This is a genomic window from Pseudodesulfovibrio sp. 5S69 (assembly GCF_037094465.1).
Classification (GTDB): Bacteria; Desulfobacterota; Desulfovibrionia; order Desulfovibrionales; family Desulfovibrionaceae; genus Pseudodesulfovibrio; species Pseudodesulfovibrio methanolicus.
Genome location: NZ_CP146609.1, coordinates 3,105,470 through 3,125,477, shown reverse-complemented (window position 1 = coordinate 3,125,477; position 20,008 = coordinate 3,105,470). Strand labels below are relative to the sequence as shown.

The following is a 20,008-nucleotide window of genomic DNA, read 5'->3' as shown; positions in this document are numbered from 1 at the left end:
TGGTTTGTGGGTTGGCAATGCCATCCGTTTGTTCTGCAATCCATTTTTTGGGAGTGACCGTGACGAAGGACGCACGACAAAATCTGTTCATCAAGGCCCTCAGCGAACTGGGGGGCAAAGCCGGAAATATCAAGCTGCGAGAGGCGCTGGGCTGGTCTGAGGAAGCATACGACGCCGTGCGGGATGAGCTGCTGGCGAACGGCACCATCCAAAAAGGCCGAGGCCGGGGCGGCTCCGTGGCCATGGCCGAACCGGGGCTGGCAACCAGCGTGGGGGCCGCCCCCGTACCCAGCACCCCAAAGAAGAGCAAGGCCCGCTCGGCCAAGAATAACGGCGAAGCGGCCCTGGGCTATGAGGCCGAGCTATTTGCTGCTGCGGACAAGCTTCGGCAAAATATGGAGCCTTCAGATTACAAGCATGTGGTCCTGGGACTCATTTTTCTCAAGCACATTTCCGACAGCTTCGAGGCCAAGTACGCCGAGCTTATGGCCGAAGACCCTGCCTGCGCCGAGGACATGGACGAGTATCTGGCTGAGAACATTTTTTGGGTGCCCAAGGAGGCCCGTTGGTCGCACCTCAAGGCCAATGCCAAGCAGCCGACCATCGGCAAGCTGGTGGACGAGGCCATGCTGGCTATTGAGGCCAAGAATACCACTCTCAAGGGAGTACTGCCTAAGGACTACGCCCGCCCTGCCTTGAACAAGGTCATGCTGGGAGAGCTGATCGACCTTATCTCCGGCATCGGCCTGGGCACCGAGGAGGGGCAGGCCCGCGACGTGCTGGGCCGCGTCTATGAATATTTCCTCAGCCAGTTCGCCGGGTCCGAGGGCAAGCGCGGCGGCGAGTTCTACACGCCACGTTCCGTGGTCCGAGTGCTGGTCGAGATGCTGGAGCCTTACCAGGGCCGCGTGTACGACCCCTGTTGCGGTTCGGGCGGCATGTTCGTGCAGTCCGAGAAGTTCGTGGCCGAACACGGGGGCCGCATAGGCGACATCGCGGTCTACGGCCAGGAGTCCAACTATACCACGTGGCGGCTGTGCATGATGAACCTCGCCGTGCGCGGCATCGACGCAGAAATCCACTGGAACAGCGAGGGCAGCTTCCACAAGGACGAACTCAAGGATCTAAAAGCGGACTTCATCCTGGCCAACCCGCCTTTCAACGTGTCCGACTGGGGCGGGGAACGGCTGCGCGACGACGTGCGCTGGCGCTATGGCATCCCCCCGACGGGCAATGCCAACTTCGCCTGGTTGCAGCACATCGTCCACCACCTCTCGCCCAAGGGCACCGCAGGCGTGGTGCTGGCCAACGGCTCCATGTCCTCCACGCAGTCCGGCGAGGGGGACATCCGCAAGGCCATGCTGGAAGCCGACGTGGTGGACTGCATGATCGCCCTGCCAGGGCAGCTCTTCTATTCCACCCAGATTCCCGCCTGCCTGTGGTTCCTGGCCCGGAACAAGGGCAACGGCAAGTTCCGTGACCGCAGGGGCGAGGTGCTCTTCATCGACGCCCGCAACCTGGGGCATCTGGTGGACCGCACCCGCCGGGAGTTCAGCGACGATGACGTGGAAAAGATCACCGGAACCTACCATGCATGGCGTGGGGCATCGGAAGATATCGAGTATGAGGACGTGCCGGGCTTCTGCAAATCCGCCACGCTGGAGAAGATCAAGGAGCACGGCTACGTGCTCACTCCAGGGCGATACGTGGGCGCGGCGGTGGAGGAGGACGATGACACCCCCTTCTCGGAACGGTTCGCGATGTTGCGGGAGAAGTTGGACGATCAGTTCGAGGAGGCGGAGAAGCTGACAGCTTTGATTCGGGAGAAGTTAGCGGGGGTGCTTGCTGATGCCTGAACCGCTACGCCTTGGCGATCACTGTACCAAAATAGGTAGCGGCGCTACGCCGCGAGGTGGGAAAGATTCCTACCTTGAGTCCGGACCATATAGACTTATCCGAAGCCAGAATATTTATAATTCTGGATTTTCAAATGGTGGCCTCGTCTGCATTTCTGAAGAACAGGCCTCGACGCTGAGCAACGTTGAGGTTCTCCCAGAAGATATTTTGCTTAACATCACCGGTGACAGTGTTGCGCGAACCTGCCAAGTCGATTCCGCTGTTCTTCCTGCGCGCGTCAACCAACACGTAGCCATAGTCAGGCCAAACCCAGACGAGATAGACCCACGATTTCTCCGGTTCTTCCTCATTTCTCCGGGGATGCAATCCTTAATGCTCACCTATGCAGGTGCAGGCGCGACTCGGAACGCGCTTACCAAAAGCATGATCGAGAACTTCGAGGTTCCGAGATTTCCCATTGAGGTTCAACGTGGGATTGGCCGTACTCTTGGCGCTCTTGAGGACAAGATCGACTGCAACCGCCGGATGAACGAGACGCTGGAGGCCATGGCGCGGGCCATGTTCAAGGACTGGTTCGTGGATTTCGGTCCGACAAAGGCCAAGATGGAAGGTCGCCCCCCCTACCTCGCCCCTGAGATATGGGATCTGTTTCCAGACCGCCTGGACGACGAGGGTAAGCCTGAGGGGTGGAGAATGACGACCCTTGGTTCCTTAACAAGCAAGATTGGAAGTGGGGCCACCCCGCGCGGAGGGAAAGGGGTCTACGTTTCCGAAGGAACAAATTTTATACGCAGCCAAAATGTTTATGATTTCTATTTCAAATGGGATGGCTTGGTTCAGCTTTCGGATGAGGATTCGGCTCAACTTCGGAATGTAGCTGTAAAACCAGACGATGTATTAATTAACATTACTGGTGACTCAATATTGCGAACATGTGTTGTTGATCCAGGCGTATTACCAGCAAGGGTCAATCAACATGTATGCATAGTCAGGGCAGTAAAAGGGATACCAGCTAGGTTTTTGCATCTGTGGCTTGCGCAACAGTCAGCCAAGCATTGGTTGCTCGGCAATGACGCCGGAGGATCACGGAAGGCTGTTACAAAAGGACACCTTGAGTCTTTACCAATCATCCAACCGTCTACGGAAACATTGGAAAAATTTTCAGAATTATCCTCTCACTTTTACAACAAGGCAATTGCCAATACTATGGAATCGCGGATACTCGCCCAAACCCGCGATCTTCTCCTCCCCAAGCTCATGTCCGGCGAAATCCGGGTCAAGGGCGCGGAGCGGGCCGTGGAGGACGTGCTGTGACCGCTGACTGGTATCCGGGCATCCGTGCCTTTTGTGCACATTGGCGCGATGCGCCCATGCTTCAGCACACATTAGAAGCCTTAGATCGAGAATTCGAGGACAACAATGATGCTTGCATTGATGCCTCCAAGTCCATGGTGGAGTGTGCCTGCAGGGTGATCCTGGAAAGCGTGGATGACCCATCAATGCCGATGAAGCCCCAAAAGGAATCCCCATCCTTGGGAGATTTGCTAACTGCGACAGTGCGGGCACTAGAATTAAGCGAAGTGAGGGATAGCGCATTTCAAAAGCTCATTTCACAGTATCACAAGCTATCAAAAACCATAGTTTTACTGCGGGACAAAGCGGGCAATCTCAGCCACGGCAAGGACGGCTTCATCGACAAGTTGTCTCTACATCAGCGAAGAGCAGCTCTTTTGGCAGCAGACGCCATTGTTACATTCCTGCATGAGGCATATTTGGAGATTGATCCCGACCCAACCTTGAGCATGGAACCCTATGAGCGCTATCAAAAAGCAAACGATTTGATTGATCAGTTTGTCGGGTGCAGGCTGGAAGCGGACGACGAAGGTGGTATTACCGCTGTGTTCACCCTGCCGGATAGGCAAGAGCTTCCTCTGGCTACCAATGTTTCACAGTTGTTGTTTCACACCGATAAAGAGGCTTACAAGCTCGCACTAAACGCCTGCATGGAAGCTGTTGTCGATGACCTCCAGGAGAAGGAGGATGGATAATGATGAAAGCCATGACAAAATGGGGTAGCGTGTAGTCATGCAACGTGTTGCGGTACAACCTCACCTTTTGCGCTGGGCAAGAAAGCGGGCAGGGCTTGACCTGTTCGAACTGCTGGCGCGGTTCCCAAAGCTCGAAGAGTGGGAACAGGGTGAGGAACGCCCCACGCTCCGGCAGCTGGAGAAGTTTGCCCAGGCTGTTTTTGTGCCGCTGGGATATCTGTTCCTGCCTGCGCCGCCGGAGGAACAACTGCCCATCCCGGACTTTCGCACAATAGCCGGGCGTGAGGTTCTGCGTCCCGGCCCGAACCTTTTGGACACCATCTACGCCTGCCAGGAAAAACAAGCCTGGTACCGTGAATTCGCGCAGTCCTCCCGCCGTGGCAAGGTGAAGTTCGTTGGCAGCGCGACCATAAACGATTCCCCGGAAAGGGTGGCCAGAACAATGCGGGACACCTTCAGTTTCAGCCTTGAGGAGCGCCGCAGGTGCCGCGGATGGGAAGAGTCTTTGCGCTTTTTCAGCTTCCAGGCCGAAGCGGCCGGGGTGCTGGTGATGATTAGTGGCGTTGTGGGCAGCAACAATCGCCGCAAGCTCGACCCAGAGGAGTTCCGGGGGTTCGCCCTGGCCGACTCGCTGGCTCCCCTGGTGTTCATTAACGGCAACGACACCAAGGCTGCCCGGATGTTCACCCTGGCGCATGAGTTGGCCCACCTTTGGCTGGGGACCTCCGCGCTCTCTGACATGGGCGCAGCGCCTCGGCACAGCCTCCGCCGAGAGGAAATATGGTGCAACAAGGTTGCGGCGGAATATCTTGTTCCCTTGGACGAATTGCGGATGGAATATGACGAGGCCGAGCCACTGGAAGATGCCCTGCGAAGGCTTGGGCGCATTTTCAAGGTAAGCTCCCTTGTCGTTCTGCGTCGGCTTCTGGACGCGGGCAAGCTAGACCGTGACAGGTTCAATGAGGCTTGGGGCATCGCTATGGCTGGCTTTAAGCAGCGCAGCTCTTCCGGTGGCGGGAATTTCTACAACACCACCATGACCCGAGTCAGCCCTCGTTTTGCGCGTGCACTTATGGAAAGTACCCTCGAGGGGCAGACGCTTTACCGAGATGCCTTCCGGATGCTGGGGGTGAGCAAGACAGAGACCTTCCATACCCTTGCCCGAAAAGTAGGGGTGCAGCTGTGAGCCGGTATCTTCTCGACGCCAACGTATTCATCCAGGCTAAGAATCTTCACTATGGATTCGATTTCTGCCCGGCCTTCTGGGAGTGGCTGGTCAGCAAAAATCAGGACGGTCTGGTGGCGAGCATCGACAAGGTTTCTGACGAACTCCAGGCTGGCGATGACGACTTGTCCGTTTGGGCCAACGATAGGAACGGCTCATTTTTCCTCAAGCCCGACGACAGCGTGCTTCCGGCCCTTTCCAGCGTGAGCATTTGGGCCACGGGGCAGAATTACGCATCCGCCGCAATCTCTACATTTTTGCAAGTGGCGGACTACTGGCTGGTCGCCCACGCTCTGGCGCATGAATGCATTGTGGTCACGCATGAAGTCCCGACCGATTCCGTGCGCAAGATCAAAATCCCCAACGCCTGCATCGGGCTTGGAATCAAATGTGTGTCGCCCTACGAGATGCTTCGGCGCGAACGCGCCCGTTTCGTTCTGGGGGCTACGCAAAGGATGCCATGATGGCCTACATGTCCGAATCCGAGTTGGAACAGGTGCTCATGGAGCAGTTTATCACCTGGGCTAAGGCCTGGAACCCTATTCAGGGGCAGGCCGTGGTAACGGTTTTTATACACGGACACGTTTTCGAAACCACGATGTCTAATAGGATTGCTGCCATATGAGTGAGCTAAAAACCTGTTTCAAGCGTGTTGATTACGACCTCTCCAGCCTGCTCCATTACATCGAGATCGGGGACATTGGTTTGCCAGATATTCAGCGTCCCTTTGTGTGGCCGAATACCAAGGTTCGCGACCTGTTCGATTCTATGTACAAGGGCTTTCCAGTGGGCTACCTGCTCTTCTGGGAGAATGCCAACATTAACGGAGCAAAACAAATTGGTGTAGGCGACAAGGCCCACACAGTCCCAGCTCGCCTTATCGTTGACGGACAACAGCGCCTAACCTCACTCTTCGCAGTGTTTCGGGGCAAGACCGTCCTCGATGCCAACTATGTCGAACGACGCATAGAAATCGCATTTCGCCCCAGGGACGGGAAGTTTGACGTGGCGGATGCGGCCATTCGGCGGGATCCAGAGTGGATAGCCAATATTTCCGCACTGTGGACCTCGGAACAATCAAGCCGAAAATTGGTCAACAGCTTCATTGACGCCCTGTCTGCAAAGACACCCCTCACTGAGGATGAAGAAGAGCACATCTCTCATAACCTCGACCGGCTGTTCGACCTCCAAAAATATCCCTTTACGGCTCTGGAGATCGCCTCATCGGTTGATGAGGAGCAGGTCGCGGACATCTTTGTTCGCATCAACAGCGAGGGCGTGACGCTGAATCAGGCCGACTTCATCCTGACCCTGCTGTCGGTGTTCTGGGATAAGGGGCGGGCCGACTTGGAACGCTTCTGCAGGGCCTCGCGTCAACCTTCAGTCCAGGGAGCGGGGGCATCATCGTTCAACCATTTCATCCAGCCCGACCCGGATCAGCTTTTGCGCGTGAGCATCGCCCTGGGATTTGGACGCGGCAGGCTGAAAAGTGTGTATCAAATCCTTCGGGGCAAGGACCTGGAAACGGACACCTACTCAACCGAACATAGAGAAAAGCAGTTCAAAATTCTGGAGGAAGCCCAAGCCCAGGTCCTGGATCTCACCAACTGGCATCAATACCTGAGCGCTCTGGTCGGAGCGGGGTTTCGTAGTTGGGAAATGATCTCCTCAAAAAACGCGTTGCTGTTTGCCTATGCTTTCTACCTCCTAGGCAGGAAGCGCTATGCTGTGCCGGAACACGTGCTGCAGAAGGCCATCGGCAGGTGGTTTTTCGCAACGAGCCTTACGGGCTGGTACACGAACTCGCCGGAATCGGCCATGGACGCTGACCTGAACCGCGTAGCCGTGGCCAAAACAGGAGAGGAATTTCTGGGCATCCTGGAAGAAATGCAAACCAATGAGCTGACGAACGACTTCTGGCGAATAACCCTGCCATCCGCTCTGGAAAGTTCTTCGGCACGGGCCCCAGGCCTGTTCGCCTTTGTCGCGGCCCAGAACAGACTGAACGCTCCGGTTCTCTTCTCCCACAAGCGCGTGCCCGAACTATTAGACCCAACGCTGACGACCAAGAAAAAGGCCCTGGAGCGCCATCATCTGTTTCCCCGGGCCTGGCTGGAACGACAGGGCGAGGACGATAGAAAGCGGATCAACCAGATCGCCAATTATGCGCTGCTCGAATGGCCCGACAACATCTCCATCAGCGACGATGCTCCCTCCGAATACGTTCCTGTTGTCCGGGAAAGATTCTCGGCTGAGGACTGGCAGGCCATGTGCGAGCTGCACGCCCTGCCGCCCGAGTGGGAAGGCATGCCATATGATGATTTTCTCCAGCAACGAAGGGTGCTCATGGCGGACATTATCCGGCGAGGATATGAAACATTGAGGTAGGTCTCCATGGTTTTCATCACCGAAGCTGAGGTCGAAAGCATTCTCATCTCGACCTTTGACGAACTCGGGTACGCAGTATCCTCCGACAACCAGATCGGACCGGATGGGACACACCCTGAACGTGCGTCCTACTCGGACATCTTTCTTTTGCCCCGGTTGGAAGAGGCTATGGCGAGGCTCAACCCTGACATCCCGTCGGAGGCCCGTGACGACGCCCTCCGCTCGCTCCTGTCCACGGAGTTCCCGTCCCTGGTGGAGGAGAACCGCCGCCTGCACTCCATGCTGGTGGAAGGTGTAGACGTGGAGTTCTACGCCAAGGACGGGACCATCCGTGGCGACAAGGTCCGACTCATCGACTTCGACAGCCCCGAGGACAACGACTGGCTGGTGGTGAACCAGTTCACCGTGATTGAAAACAAGACCAACCGCCGTCCGGACGTGGTGGTTTTTGTAAACGGCCTGCCCCTTGCGGTCATCGAACTCAAGAACCCGGCCTCGGAGAATGCAACTCTGGAGGGCGCATACAACCAGCTCCAGACCTACAAAGAGCAGATTCCCACATTGTTTCGCGCCAATGCCGTGCTAGTGGCCTCGGATGGTCTCCAAGCACGCATCGGATCGCTGACGGCAAACCAGGAACGGTTCATGCCCTGGCGCACGGTGGACGGGGAAGAGGTCGCGGGCAAGGGGATGCCCGAACTGAGCGTGCTTATCCCCGGCGTGTTTGAAAAAAGACGCTTCCTGGCCCTCCTGCACGATTTTACCGTGTTCGGGGACACCGGGGGTGGGCTGGTCAAGATCGTGGCCGGATACCACCAATTCCACGCCGTTCGCAACGCTGTCCGGCATACGGTCGATGCCACGTCCCCGGAAGGGGACCGCAAGGTGGGCGTCATCTGGCATACCCAGGGGTCGGGGAAAAGCCTGCTCATGGCGTTCTACGCGGGGCAGTTGGTGCGCCGCCCCGAGTTGGAGAACCCGACCATTGTCGTCATCACCGACCGCAATGACCTGGACGACCAGTTGTTCGGCACGTTCTCCATGTGCCGGGACTTGATTCGGCAGACCCCCCAACAGGCGGAAAGTCGGGAGGACCTGCAAAAAGCGCTCAACCGCGCTTCCGGTGGGGTGGTGTTCACCACCATACAGAAGTTTTTCCCGGAGCGGGGCGAGGCCGACTACCCCATGCTGACCGATCGGCGCAATGTTGTGGTCATTGCCGATGAGGCCCACCGAAGTCAGTACGGCTTCAAGGCCCGGGTGAATCAAAAGACCGGGGAAATGGCGCACGGCTTCGCCAAGTATTTGCGGGACGCCCTGCCCAACGCCTCGTTTATCGGGTTCACCGGCACGCCCATTGAGCAGGACGATGTGAACACCCCTGCGGTGTTCGGCCATTACATCGACATTTACGACATCAGCCGGGCCGTGGAGGACGGGGCTACGGTGCCGCTCTACTATGAAAGCCGCCTGGCTCGCATTGAATTGGCGGACGAGGAAAAGCCCCGCATAGACGCGGAGATCGAAGAGCTCACCGAAGACGAGGCCCTGAGCGAGCAGGAGCAGATCAAGCGGAAGTGGTCCACCGTGGAAGCCCTGGTTGGCTCCAAGAAACGTCTGAAGATGGTTGCCGAAGACCTTGTGCAGCACTTTGAAGATCGGGTGGCCGCCATGGACGGCAAGGCCATGGTGGTATGCATGAGCCGCCGCATCTGCGTGGCCATGTACAACGAGATCGTGGCGCTACGCCCGGACTGGCATAGCGATGACGACACCCAGGGCCGGATCAAGGTGGTCATGTCCGGCTCGGCCTCGGACCCGCAGGACTGGCAGCCCCACGTGGGCAACAAGGCCCGCCGGGATTTGTTGGCAAAAAGGGCCAAGGATACCTCGGACCAGCTCCAACTCGTCATTGTTCGAGACATGTGGTTGACCGGATTCGATGCGCCCTCCATGCACACCATGTACATCGACAAGCCCATGAAGGGGCATGGGCTGATGCAGGCCATCGCCAGGGTAAACCGCGTTTTTCGCGACAAGCCCGCCGGGCTGATCGTCGACTATATCGGCATTGGGCAGAACCTAAAGAACGCCCTAGGGCAATACTCCGACTCCGACCGCAATCAGGCGGGCATAGACGAGGGCGAAGCTATCGCCGTCATGATGGAGAAGTTCGAGGTCGTGAAGGCTATGTTTCATGGCTTCGACTACGAGCGCGGGCTGCGGGGCACACCCCAACAACGGCTTGTGGTTATGGCTGAGGCCCTGGAATGGGTTCTGGAGCATCAACGCCTTGCGGCCGAAAGGGAAAGCTCCAAGGAAGCCAAGAAACAGGCCCACAGACGCTATCAGGATGCCGTGCTTGCTTTGTCTAAGGCGTTCGCTCTTGCCGCCGCCAGCGACGAAGCCCGGGCCATCCGGGACGAGGTGGGCTTTTTTCAGACCATCCGCGCGGCACTGACCAAATCCGTGAAGGGGTCGGGTGTGTCCTCGGCCGACAAAGAACTTGCTGTGCAGCAGATTCTGGACCGGGCGGTTGTTTCCACCGAGATCGTGGACATCCTTGCCGCCGCCGGAATCAGCTCCCCGGATATTTCGATTCTCTCGGACGAGTTCTTGGCTGAGATCCAACAGATGGAGAAAAAGAACCTGGCCTTCGATGCCTTGCGCAAGCTCCTCAACGACGAAATCCGGTCCCGTAGCAGATCCAACGTTGTGCAGACCAAGAAGTTTACTGAGCGGCTGGAGTTGGCCATCGCCCGATACCACACCAACGCAGTCAGTACAGTAGAGCTCCTGCAGGAACTCATTGAGCTGGCCAGGGACATTCGGGAGGCGCGCCGTCGAGGTGAAGCGGAAGGGCTGAGCCAGGAAGAAATCGCCTTCTATGACGCTCTGGCAGAGAACGAAAGCGCCGTGGAAGTCATGGGGGACGAGCCGCTCCGGGTTATCGCCCACGAGCTGCTGAATAGCTTGAAGAAGAACGTGACCGTTGACTGGTCCAAACGTGAAAGCGCTCGGGCCCGAATGCGGGTGCTGGTGAAGAAGATTCTGAGAAAGTATGGCTACCCGCCCGACATGCAGGACTCCGCCGTCCAGACCGTGCTCAGGCAGGCGGAAGAGCTTTCGGCGCAGTGGGCAAGCTAAAGAGTCATGTTTAACGAGTTATAACCATCTCACTCTACACTTGTTTCCCTAAGATCCTATCCCAAGCCGCAATGTGGTTTCGGAATCCATACTCGACCATCTCAAATTTCCTGCCCAACTGCTTGGCTGCGACCCCAAGGGTTCCGGTGCCGGAAAAGGGATCAAGAATCGTGTCGCCTTCTTTGCTCAATGCGGTAACCAGATCTTTGATTACCTTCAGAGATTTTTGAGTGGGATGAAGGGCCTTGGAGCCTTTTCCCTTTGTCCACTCTTCATCTGGGTCAGGCATAATCCGTTCCTTTCCCGATGTTTTCCCTGTGACGGTATGATTTTTATAATAATTCCCCATGTCGAAGTATGAATCGTCCGAGCAGGCATGCAGCCCGAGTTCAAAGCTTTCCTGAAACATTCCTTTGTTGTATCCGACCGAATCAGGCTTGCACCAAGCATACTTGCGCAACTTGGTGAAGTAGCGGGAGAGCTCTCGATACCAAGTGCCGAATTGGAAGTCCGAGCAGAAGACAAAAACATTGCCACCAGGTTTCAGGACTCGATGGAACTGGTAAGCCAGGACGTCGATTTGTAGTTCTTTGCAATCCCAGTCCTTGCCTGCAATACCGATTGCGTAGGGCGGGTCCGTGATTATGGCTTCGTACCGATGGGCAGGACAATTCCCCAAAAACAGGTAGGCGTCATTGTTGTGGATGTCGCCGTCTTCCGACGATGAAGTCACCCCCAGATAGTCTTGTTTCCGAAGGTCTTTCAAGCGTCACCTGCCATCGGTTTCCCGTATTCCGGTTTTTGGTTTTTCAGGATGAATTCTCGCATCCGGTCAAGCGACTTTGAGCTCAGTCCCGGATTGAGGGCTTTACGTCGTTTGGCTCGTAGTTTCGCATCGTTCGTCGAGTGGCACTGCTCAGCTGCATGGGCCATTTCCGGATCATTTTCCAGTATGCTCATCAACGCCTTATACGTGTCGTTGTGCATGGTGACGAGAACGATACGAACGAACTCCGGTATGGGGAGGTCATAGGCCAAGGAAAAGTCTAGGACCCGATCCAGCGGAATGGGAGCGCGCCCTTTCTCGATCTGGGATATGAACGAGTTGGAGTATCCCAACTTCTGGGCGACCCAGTTCAAAGGTTTGCCCTGAGTATCCCGGACAATCTTCAGATAAAGCCCGACCTCTTCCTTGAGAGATTGTTCCGGGGTTTTTTCAGGGGTGAGGTCGACGACTTGATTTTCAGACATGGTTTATTAACTACCTTATTAATGCCGTAAAGCAATTAGTTTATTAATAACTGAATCGAAAAAAATGGCAAAGCACTTTCTAGCCTTTCTTGAATGGGTGAAGCAGGACCAAGGCATATCCCTTGAGCCGGAGTCGGAATCGCCATCCCTCTCGCCGTCGCTTGCGTAAATGACGACGCAAGCAAAGTCGTCGGGGCAAGGCCGGACCGCGAAGCGTCCGCCCGAAGGGCTTGGCCTTGCCTTGACGGCTGCTCGCGTCACGCTCGCAGGGAAAACGGCGGGAGGTGAAGAATTCGTGCCGTCGGAGCTTGCGCGAAGGTTTTGCGGCGTCATATGGTAGGGCATATCCACCGGATAAATCGGTCACTAGAAGGAGGTAAAACGCACCCTAGGCGCGTTCATAAGTTTTGACGCAAGTCTAAACTGATGAACGCTTAAGTAGGCACTAACGTGCCGGAACACCAAACACTTCGCTGCCGTTCATTTCCCAACGGCACACTTTCACATACAAACACCAGGCTGAAACACAGCACCCCCGCCGGACAAACGACAGGTATCTAGAAATCTGCCGTTGTCGAAATTCCCCCACGGCCACCCCTTATGCGCAGGACGAACGAGCCTGCGTGGTGGCACCCCTTATTGAATGGATTCTCAGGATTTTCCTTCTGTGGGAAACGGACATTGATTTGTCCCGTGTCGGTTGTTGTGTGGCGCATTCGCGCCATAGGCGGACCCGTGGGTTCGCTTTGTCCCGGGGCACTGCCCCGAACTTCAGGAAGGAGATCCATATGAAATCCATCAGTCTGGTATGGGGCGCGAACAAGGCAACATTGTCAGGTCCGCGCTCGAAACAACATCGGGTCAGACAAAACGCCCGAGCCTTTGCAAAGCGGCTTCGCCGTGCGGGTTTTGGCGTTCAGAAATGGGCCAAGATTTCCAACAAACATTTCGCGGCAGTGGCCAAGCAAATGAAAGACGAAAACGTAGGGGACGGGCGTATTGCCGAAGTTTTTGCGGCGGCCCGTACCCTGTGTGAGACTTATGGCAACGACAGCATCAGCCCTACCAATGACGTGTTCGACATCCGGCGGGGCAGCATTGCCAACGCCAACAGCAAAGCGGTTGCCCTCGCCTACGTGCAGGGGGCAATCAACAAGCTGGAAAACGAGCTTGGTTATGAATACGGTCCCCGGTGTGCCGCCCAAATCCGCCTGCAATGGGAACTGGGCCTTCGCCGGGAAGAATCGGCCAAAGTCGATCTAGTCAGCGATTGGGACAGGGCAGAGCGTAGCCTCCTCGTCCAGTACGGGACGAAAGGGGGACGGTCGAGGACGCTGACCAATCTGTCCGACAAGCAGCAGGAAGCCTTGGAACGGGCGTTGCCATATATCAGCCAAGCCGACAGGCCGGGGATTCATAATCTCATGCCGAGCGGGATGGGCGACAAGTGGCAGGAAAAACTGTCCTATGCGGCCAAGCTTTGCGGGTTCACCAAGAGAGAAAGCGGGTGGACGCTGCACAGTAACCGTCATGAACGGTTTCACCGTATGTACGTCGAGCACACGGGCTTTCAGCCGCCCAATCAGCATCCTTCAGTGGAAGCCTTTCAACAGGCCGCCCATGACAAGGCTGGGGATGAATGGCCCCGGCTCGACGCCGAAGCCCGTGACGAAATCGAAGTGACCGCAGGACATTCCGCAGGAAGGCGTGATGTGTCCGATGCCTACCTTGGCAGCAGTCAGTGACAGGACCCCGCTTCGGCGGGGTTTTTCTTTTTGGGTGAGAGGTTCCATGGGGGAGATAAATCGCCTAGGCGATTTATCTCCCCCATGGAACTGTCCTTCCCTCCTGTCGGCTTGGGGCCGACAGGAGGGAAGGACTATCGCCAAATGAGGACCGTCACTTGGGAACGTATTTCGATTTTGCCAGATGAGACAGGTCTACCCCGTAGTCGAGGTGGGCTATGACCTCCTCGAAGCACATGGAGGCCGGGAAACGCCCCCATACCTTTCGGCGGACATCTTCTTGAGCTTGTGGCCAAAGGTCTGTTCGAACGGGTCATCCTGCATCTTCTTCTGCTTGAAGAAGTTGGAGAACGTGTGCCGCAAGCTGTGAAAATCCTTGACCCCTTCTGCTTCCTCAAGTTCGATGGTTTTCCTGAATTCACTGAACCTTTCGCCGAGTTTGTGGCCGTAGTTCGTGTTGATCTTGACGAGTTCGGGGAAGACCCGAAGGTGTCCCTTGTGGGCCTGTTGTCGAGCGAATTCGGGGAAACGCAGCGTTTCAACGAGGAAAGGATGAAGCGGGAGGAGCCGCTTGGCGCTTGGGTTTTTCAGCTTCTTGTTGGCGAACCCATGAACATTCTTTTCCTTGTTGACATCCAAGACCCACACCCCTTCCTCCAGTCGGACATCTTCAACGTGGAGTTGGCATACCTCCTCACGCCGTGCACCCGTGAAAAGGGAAAGAATAGGGCACCAGAAGTCGGACGGGTGCAGGAATGTGTCGTCAACATATTGAGGAGCGTTGAAGATGTTTTCCAAGTCTTTGGTCGTGTACGGGGATCGGTGTTCCGTTTCCGGCTTTTCTTCTTTGATTTTCAGACGGTGAGCGGGGTTGGTGGGAATAAGCTGCTCATCCTCGCACCACGTCAAAAATGATGAGATGTTGGTCAGGTTGTTATTCACGGTGCTGACGGCAACGGTATTGTCTGGTTCAAGGGCGACCATTTCTTGGATGGTCTTGCCCTTGAATCGTTTGCTGTTCCGAAATCGGGGGAGCTGGAGCAGGGTATCCCGTACATGGCGCACGGCCTGTCGGTCCACTTCATCCACCGGAATGTCCCCGAGGATGTCAGTCAGGCTGTTGAGCGTGGACATGATATCCTTGGCACTGCCTTCGCTCCAGCGTTTGGCGGCGATCCTGTCCGCCTTGTAGCGTTCCAGGGCTTCGGAAAGCAGGATTTGGGGCTTGGGTTCCTGTGCCGGCTGCGGAGCGGCTGATTCAGGCGGCAGGATGGTTTTTTCAAAGGTGTAATCGCCTTCGGCCCGGTGGCTGATGATGCGATAGTAGGCAATGAGCGTCTTGATGAATTCGTGCGCGAATTCATCGGACAGGGGGAGCGAGTCAGGTGGGCCGAAAGCCCCGTCTTCAGCCGCCATGATCGTGTATTTCCGCATGGTGACGTAGTCTTTGGACACCATCAGGGCCTTGAGTGTTTCGATAATCCTTTCGGTATCTCCCGGCACGTATTGCGTGTGGGGGCAGGGCGGTGTGAGCTTTTTGATGGCAATGTGTTCATTTTCTTTCAGGAAACGCTTGAGCCAGTCATTCATGAAGACTTTTATCTGGTCGAAATCATCCATGGGGAGTTCACCGTTCCTCATCTTGGTCAGTATTCGTTTTACGCCCGAGGCCAATATTCGGGCCTTGGGCCTTGCTTCGGCCAGGTAGCCTGTCTTGAGAGACATCCTGACTTCGGAGCGGCCCAACGAGTCCCGCAGGTCGTGCGGGATGACGTGGCGAAAGTAATAGATTGAGCCCTTCCGGTAAAGATGGTTCGGGCAACGTGCGATTTGCGGCATGTGACGTCTCCGGCGGTAGACGATTCCGGGTACTTTGACCCACCATTTTGACCCCGCGGGGTCAAATCACGCCGAAAAGAAGAAAATCATGTAAGTTGCCGAATCAAAAAGAAAAAGGGTTGTAGCTAGTTAGCCACAACCCTTGTTTCAATCTGGTGCCGAAGAGAAGACTCGAACTTCCACGGTCGTAAAACCACATGGTCCTGAACCATGCGTGTCTACCAATTCCACCACTTCGGCACGTTCAGGCGAAGAGGGGTATATATTTCCTGCAGGCGCTTGGCAAGCACTTTTTGTGGGGAAATGCGCAAAGGACCGGCCGAGAACGGAAGCGGGTGCCGAAGACCTTGAAATTACCGTGAAATCCCGGTAACGAGCAGGGCATATCCGGAGATTTCAATGGACAATTTTTTGCTGCTGGGCGTCTGCTTCGTGCTGGGCGTGGGATTACGGATCGCGGGGATCATCGATGAGCACGGCCCGGCCGCGCTCAACGCGGTCATCATCCACATGTCCCTGCCCGCCCTGGCCCTGCTGTACGCACACGATCTGCCCCTCGGGCCGGAGCTGATCCCGCCCGCGGCCATGGCCTGGATCGTCTTCGGCGCGGGGTATGTCCTGTTCGTCTCCCTGGGCCGCCGCATGGGGTGGGACCGCAAGACCGTGGTCTGCCTGGCCCTGACCGGGGCGTTGGGCAACACCTCTTTTGTCGGGCTGCCCATGATCGAGGCCTTTTACGGGCCGCAGTATCTCGGCGTGGGCATGCTCTGCGACACGGCGGGCTCCTTCATGGTCCTGGCCGGGCCCGGCATCGTCCTGGCCGCCGGGGCCTCGGGCCGGGATGTGAGCCGGCGCGAGCTCATCCGCAAGGTCCTGCTCTTTCCTCCGCTCATCGCCATCGTCCTCGGCTTCGCCCTGCACGCGGTCCCCTATCCGCAGTGGCTCACCGGGATGCTGACCCGCCTCGGCTCCACCCTGAGCCCCCTGGCTCTGCTGTCCGTGGGGCTGACCCTGCGCTTCAAGTCCATCGCGGGCCTGGGCCGGGAACTCACCGTGGGGCTTGGATACAAGCTGGTCGCTGCCCCGGTTCTCATCCTGGTCCTCTACGTCTGGATTCTCGGGCAGACGGACATGGCCACCAAGGTCACGATCTTCGAGGCGGGCATGGGCCCGATGATCTCCGGCGGGATTATCGCCATGACTTACGGCGCGCGTCCCGGTCTGGCCGCGACCATGCTCGGCATCGGCGTGCCGCTCTCCATTCTGACCCGTCCCCTGTGGTACTGGCTGCTTACGTTCATCTGACCCTCACGGTCTTTCGGACAAGGAAAAGGGCGCACCGCCTAGCGGTGCGCCCTTTTTCGTTGTCATCTTCAGGTCGACTAGAACCGTTCGAAGTCCTTGTCCTCCAGGGAATCCATGTCCAGGTCGAGTCCTTTGTCGTCCGGGGTCTGCGGCTTGGCGGCCGGCAACCGGGCCGGTGCGGGCCGGGAGACCCTGGCCTGGGTGGCCTTGGGCCGTGAAGCCTGGGGTCGAGGCCGGGACACGGGCCGGGAATCGATGGTGAAGTACTGCATGGCCTGCTGGAGCTGCCCGGCCTGGGAGGTGAACTCCCTGGCCGCGGCCGCCAGTTCCTCGGACGCCCCGGCGTTCTGCTGGATGACGCTGTCGAGCTCCTGGATGGCCTTGTTGATCTCCTGGGCCCCGGCGTTCTGCTCGGAGCTGGCCGCCGAGATTTCCTGGACCAGGTCGGCGGTCTTGCGGATGTCGGGGACCATGCGGGTCAGCATGGCCCCGGCCTCGTCGGCCTTGGCCAGGGTGGAGGTGGACAGCTCGCCGATCTCGGCCGCTGCCGCGCCGCTGCGTTCGGCCAGCTTGCGCACCTCGGCGGCGACCACGGCGAACCCCTTGCCCGCCTCGCCCGCCCGGGCCGCCTCGATGGCCGCGTTCAGGGCCAGGAGGTTGGTCTGCCGCGCGATCTCTTCGATGATCGAGATCTTCTCGGCGATGTTCTTTATGGAGTGGACCGCTTCCATGACCGTGTCGCCGCCCTTTTGTGCGTCCTGGGCCGTCTGTTGGGCCATGCGCTCGGTCTGGGTGGCGTTTTCGGTGTTCCGGCTGATTTGGCCGATCATTTCTTCCATGGACGCGGAGACCTCTTCTACGGACGCGGCCTGGCGGTTGGCGCCGTCGGCCAGGGCGGTGGCCGAACTGGTCACCTCGGTGCTGCCCGAGGCCACCTGGTCCGCGCCGTCCTTGGCCTGGCCCACGATCTGCCGCAACCGGCGGACCATGGTGCCCAATGAGGCGGTCAGCCTGCCGGGCTCGTCGTTGTATTCGGAGGAAATGTCGCGGGTCAGGTCGCCCGAGGCCACATGGTCGGCCAGTTCCAGCGCCTCGTTCAGGGGCTGGATGATGGACCGGACGATGAACAGGCAGAAGGGCAGGAGGAGCAGGACGAACACGCCCAGGATGGCGCCGCCGATGACCCAGACGTAATTGGAGACGATGTCCTCGATTTTGCCGGTGATGAGCTGCTTTTCCTCATCCACGTTGTCGAGGTAGACGCCGGTGCCGATCCACATGTCGGTGCCGGGGATGAGCGTGGCGTAGGAGAGCTTGGGCTGGTCGCCCTTGCCGGGCTTGGGCCAGATGTAGGTCACGAAGCCGCCGCCGTTGTGGGCGACCTTGTTCAGTTCGACCACCAGTTGGAACCCGTTGGGATCCTTGAGATGGCTCAGGTCCTTACCCTGGAGGGAATGGTTCGGGGGCAGGGAGACGTTGGTCGTCTTGTTGTAGACGAAGAAATAGCCGGATTTGTCGTTTTCGAAGCGGATCTTGTCCACGAGCTTGCGGATGAGCTCGACCCTGGCGTCGGGATCGGCCACGTCCGCGATGGCCGCGCCGATGCTTTCGGCCATGGACACGGTGGCCACCTCGATCTTGCGCTTCTCGCCTTCGAGCATGGCCTTGGTGGCGAAGTCGACGCCTACCTCTTTCACTTTGGTCACACCGTCCAGGAAGGCCAGGGTGAATCCGGCGGTGAATACGACGATACAGCAGATCAATAATAAAATTCGAACCTTGATGGTTATCTTCCTGAGCATTCGTTTCTCCTTGCAAAGTAATCGACAACAGCGACTAGCACATTTGATTCCTCTTGTGCCAAGGATACTGCAATTTATAATACGTTGAAAGGGCTGCGGATCGAGCGGCGGGAGAAGATCTCTCTCTCTGGGGAGTTCCATCCCGGCCGCATTCCTGATAGAAACCCCTTCGTGACACGATTCAGCAATTACTCCGAACTCTCCGCCTACATGGACCGGCTCGGCCTGTTCCACATGGACCTGACGCTGGGCCGCATGGAGGCCTTCTGGGCAGCGCACGGCCTGCCCGAGCTCCCCGTGGTCCATGTGGTCGGCACCAACGGCAAGGGCTCCACCGCCGCTTTTCTGACATCCCTGGCCCGTGCCCACGGACAGAAAGTCGGCACCTTCAACTCGCCGCATTTCGTTTCTCCCCGCGAGCGCATCCAGGTCAACCGGCGTATGCTTTCCGAAGAGACTTGGGTGGACCTGGCCAACGAGGTCATGGCCGTGCCCAGCGGCGAGGATCTGACCTATTTCGAGTTCCAGACCTGCCTGGCCATGCTCGCCTTCGAGCGCGCCGGAGTGGACCTGGCCGTCATGGAGGCCGGGCTGGGCGGACGCTATGACGCAACCAACGTGTTCAAGCCGGGGCTGACTCTGTTCACGCCCATGGGCCTGGACCACGAGAAGATTCTCGGCCCCACGCTGTCCGACATCGCACGGGACAAGGCCGGCGCCATCCATGAGGGCGGGGTGGCCCTGACCGGCCCCCAGGAGCCCGAGGCCATGATCCGGCTCCAGGAGCGGGCCGAAGCGGTCGGCGCGCGGCTAGTCTACGCCGTGGACGCGGCCGGGCCCGTGGACGGGATCAAGTTGGGGCTCCGGGGCATCCACCAGACGGCCAACGCCCGCCTGGCCCTGGCCGGGTGGCGCTGGTTCGCGGCGGGGCATTCCCTGCGCGCCGACCATGCGACCGAAGTCTTCGGCCTGGAGAGCGCCTTTTTGCCGGGCCGCTTCCAGCGGGTGGAGCTGGACGGCCGGGAGCTCATTCTGGACGGGGCGCACAACGCCCACGCCCTGACCGCCCTGAATGCGGCCCTGCGGGCGGAAAATATCCGGCCGGGCAAGGTGGTCTTCGCCTGCCTGCGCGACAAGAACCTGACCGATATGCTGCCGCTTATCCGCTCCCTGACCGACGGGCCCATTCTGGTCCCGGCCATGGAGGGGGAACGAGCCGCCGACAACCGGGCCATCGCCGCGGCCATCGGAGAACGGGCCACGGCGTCGGAATCCCTGGAAGCAGCGCTGATCGAGGGGCCTGATGTTGACGGGCCGACACTGGTGTGCGGGTCCTTGTATTTGCTGGCGGAGTTCTATATTCTGAATCCTCGTTTTCTTACCGCCTAACACTGGAACACG

Annotated in this window: 14 protein-coding genes and 1 tRNA gene; 10 read left to right on the top strand and 5 right to left on the bottom strand. The window is 58.0% G+C overall.

The genetic code is table 11. From position 1 onward, the window contains the following. Nucleotides 1-242 precede the first annotated feature (242 nt). From V8V93_RS14960 to V8V93_RS14930, 7 genes are all read left to right on the top strand, one after another. Nucleotides 243-1,856 carry a type I restriction-modification system subunit M gene (locus V8V93_RS14960; RefSeq protein ID WP_422394420.1) on the top strand — a complete coding sequence of 538 codons (1,614 nt, stop codon included), beginning with the start codon at nt 243-245 and terminating at the stop codon, nt 1,854-1,856. Next, nucleotides 1,849-3,171, top strand: a complete 1,323-nt coding sequence (locus V8V93_RS14955) for a restriction endonuclease subunit S (RefSeq protein WP_338667397.1) — start codon at nt 1,849-1,851, stop codon at nt 3,169-3,171. Before V8V93_RS14960 ends, V8V93_RS14955 begins: the two co-directional genes overlap by 8 nt. Beyond that, nucleotides 3,168-3,905: an abortive infection family protein gene (locus V8V93_RS14950; protein ID WP_338667396.1), complete on the top strand. Its 738-nt coding sequence runs from the start codon at nt 3,168-3,170 to the stop codon at nt 3,903-3,905. The genes V8V93_RS14955 and V8V93_RS14950 overlap by 4 nt, the downstream gene beginning before the upstream one ends. 37 nt (nt 3,906-3,942) lie before the next feature. Beyond that, the gene (locus V8V93_RS14945) at nt 3,943-5,091 is read left to right on the top strand and encodes an ImmA/IrrE family metallo-endopeptidase (RefSeq protein ID WP_338667395.1); all 1,149 of its coding nucleotides are present in this window, start codon (nt 3,943-3,945) and stop codon (nt 5,089-5,091) included. Next, nucleotides 5,088-5,594: a DUF4411 family protein gene (locus V8V93_RS14940; RefSeq protein ID WP_338667394.1), complete on the top strand. Its 507-nt coding sequence runs from the start codon at nt 5,088-5,090 to the stop codon at nt 5,592-5,594. Before V8V93_RS14945 ends, V8V93_RS14940 begins: the two co-directional genes overlap by 4 nt. Before the next feature lie 157 nt (nt 5,595-5,751). Beyond that, nucleotides 5,752-7,518 carry a GmrSD restriction endonuclease domain-containing protein gene (locus V8V93_RS14935; protein WP_338667393.1) on the top strand — a complete coding sequence of 589 codons (1,767 nt, stop codon included), beginning with the start codon at nt 5,752-5,754 and terminating at the stop codon, nt 7,516-7,518. 6 nt (nt 7,519-7,524) lie between these two features. After that, a complete protein-coding gene (locus V8V93_RS14930) occupies nt 7,525-10,665 on the top strand; it encodes a type I restriction endonuclease subunit R (RefSeq protein WP_338667392.1) in 3,141 nt (1,046 codons plus the stop codon). A 34-nt stretch (nt 10,666-10,699) separates the two neighbouring features. On the opposite strand, the gene V8V93_RS14925 is transcribed toward V8V93_RS14930, so the two are convergent. Then, a complete protein-coding gene (locus V8V93_RS14925; protein WP_338667390.1) occupies nt 10,700-11,431 on the bottom strand; it encodes a DNA-methyltransferase in 732 nt (243 codons plus the stop codon). Continuing rightward, on the bottom strand, nt 11,428-11,916 hold the full coding sequence (locus tag V8V93_RS14920; protein WP_338667389.1) for a helix-turn-helix domain-containing protein: 489 nt from the start codon (nt 11,914-11,916) through the stop codon (nt 11,428-11,430). The genes V8V93_RS14925 and V8V93_RS14920 overlap by 4 nt, the downstream gene beginning before the upstream one ends. 788 nt (nt 11,917-12,704) lie before the next feature. On the opposite strand from V8V93_RS14920, the gene V8V93_RS14915 reads away from it, so the two are divergent. After that, nucleotides 12,705-13,661: an integrase domain-containing protein gene (locus tag V8V93_RS14915; RefSeq protein WP_338667388.1), complete on the top strand. Its 957-nt coding sequence runs from the start codon at nt 12,705-12,707 to the stop codon at nt 13,659-13,661. Nucleotides 13,662-13,877: 216 nt separating this feature from the next. On the opposite strand, the gene V8V93_RS14910 is transcribed toward V8V93_RS14915, so the two are convergent. Next, nucleotides 13,878-15,500: a site-specific integrase gene (locus V8V93_RS14910; protein ID WP_338667387.1), complete on the bottom strand. Its 1,623-nt coding sequence runs from the start codon at nt 15,498-15,500 to the stop codon at nt 13,878-13,880. A 153-nt stretch (nt 15,501-15,653) separates the two neighbouring features. Further along, nucleotides 15,654-15,740, bottom strand: a tRNA-Leu gene (locus V8V93_RS14905). 159 nt (nt 15,741-15,899) lie between these two features. On the opposite strand from V8V93_RS14905, the gene V8V93_RS14900 reads away from it, so the two are divergent. After that, nucleotides 15,900-16,805, top strand: a complete 906-nt coding sequence (locus tag V8V93_RS14900; RefSeq protein ID WP_338667386.1) for an AEC family transporter — start codon at nt 15,900-15,902, stop codon at nt 16,803-16,805. A gap of 77 nt (nt 16,806-16,882) precedes the next feature. Here the strand turns inward: V8V93_RS14900 and V8V93_RS14895 are convergent, their stop codons facing one another. Next, on the bottom strand, nt 16,883-18,607 hold the full coding sequence (locus V8V93_RS14895; protein ID WP_338667385.1) for a methyl-accepting chemotaxis protein: 1,725 nt from the start codon (nt 18,605-18,607) through the stop codon (nt 16,883-16,885). A 210-nt stretch (nt 18,608-18,817) separates the two neighbouring features. Between V8V93_RS14895 and V8V93_RS14890 the strand changes: the two genes are divergently transcribed. Next, entirely contained in the window at nt 18,818-19,996 is a 1,179-nt protein-coding gene (locus V8V93_RS14890; protein WP_338670197.1) for a bifunctional folylpolyglutamate synthase/dihydrofolate synthase, read from the top strand. Nucleotides 19,997-20,008: the final 12 nt, after the last annotated feature.

What these genes read in the sequence shown, in the direction of transcription:
- V8V93_RS14945 (WP_338667395.1), top strand. Translation starts at nt 3,943, where the DNA reads ATGCAACGTGTTGCGGTACAACCTCACCTTTTGCGCTGGGCAAGAAAG.
- V8V93_RS14935 (WP_338667393.1), top strand. Translation starts at nt 5,752, where the DNA reads ATGAGTGAGCTAAAAACCTGTTTCAAGCGTGTTGATTACGACCTCTCC.
- V8V93_RS14890 (WP_338670197.1), top strand. Translation starts at nt 18,818, where the DNA reads ATGGACCGGCTCGGCCTGTTCCACATGGACCTGACGCTGGGCCGCATG.
- V8V93_RS14930 (WP_338667392.1), top strand. Translation starts at nt 7,525, where the DNA reads ATGGTTTTCATCACCGAAGCTGAGGTCGAAAGCATTCTCATCTCGACC.
- V8V93_RS14910 (WP_338667387.1), bottom strand. Translation starts at nt 15,500, where the DNA reads ATGCCGCAAATCGCACGTTGCCCGAACCATCTTTACCGGAAGGGCTCA.
- V8V93_RS14920 (WP_338667389.1), bottom strand. Translation starts at nt 11,916, where the DNA reads ATGTCTGAAAATCAAGTCGTCGACCTCACCCCTGAAAAAACCCCGGAA.
- V8V93_RS14955 (WP_338667397.1), top strand. Translation starts at nt 1,849, where the DNA reads ATGCCTGAACCGCTACGCCTTGGCGATCACTGTACCAAAATAGGTAGC.
- V8V93_RS14915 (WP_338667388.1), top strand. Translation starts at nt 12,705, where the DNA reads ATGAAATCCATCAGTCTGGTATGGGGCGCGAACAAGGCAACATTGTCA.
- V8V93_RS14895 (WP_338667385.1), bottom strand. Translation starts at nt 18,607, where the DNA reads ATGCTCAGGAAGATAACCATCAAGGTTCGAATTTTATTATTGATCTGC.
- V8V93_RS14900 (WP_338667386.1), top strand. Translation starts at nt 15,900, where the DNA reads ATGGACAATTTTTTGCTGCTGGGCGTCTGCTTCGTGCTGGGCGTGGGA.
- V8V93_RS14960 (WP_422394420.1), top strand. Translation starts at nt 243, where the DNA reads ATGGCCGAACCGGGGCTGGCAACCAGCGTGGGGGCCGCCCCCGTACCC.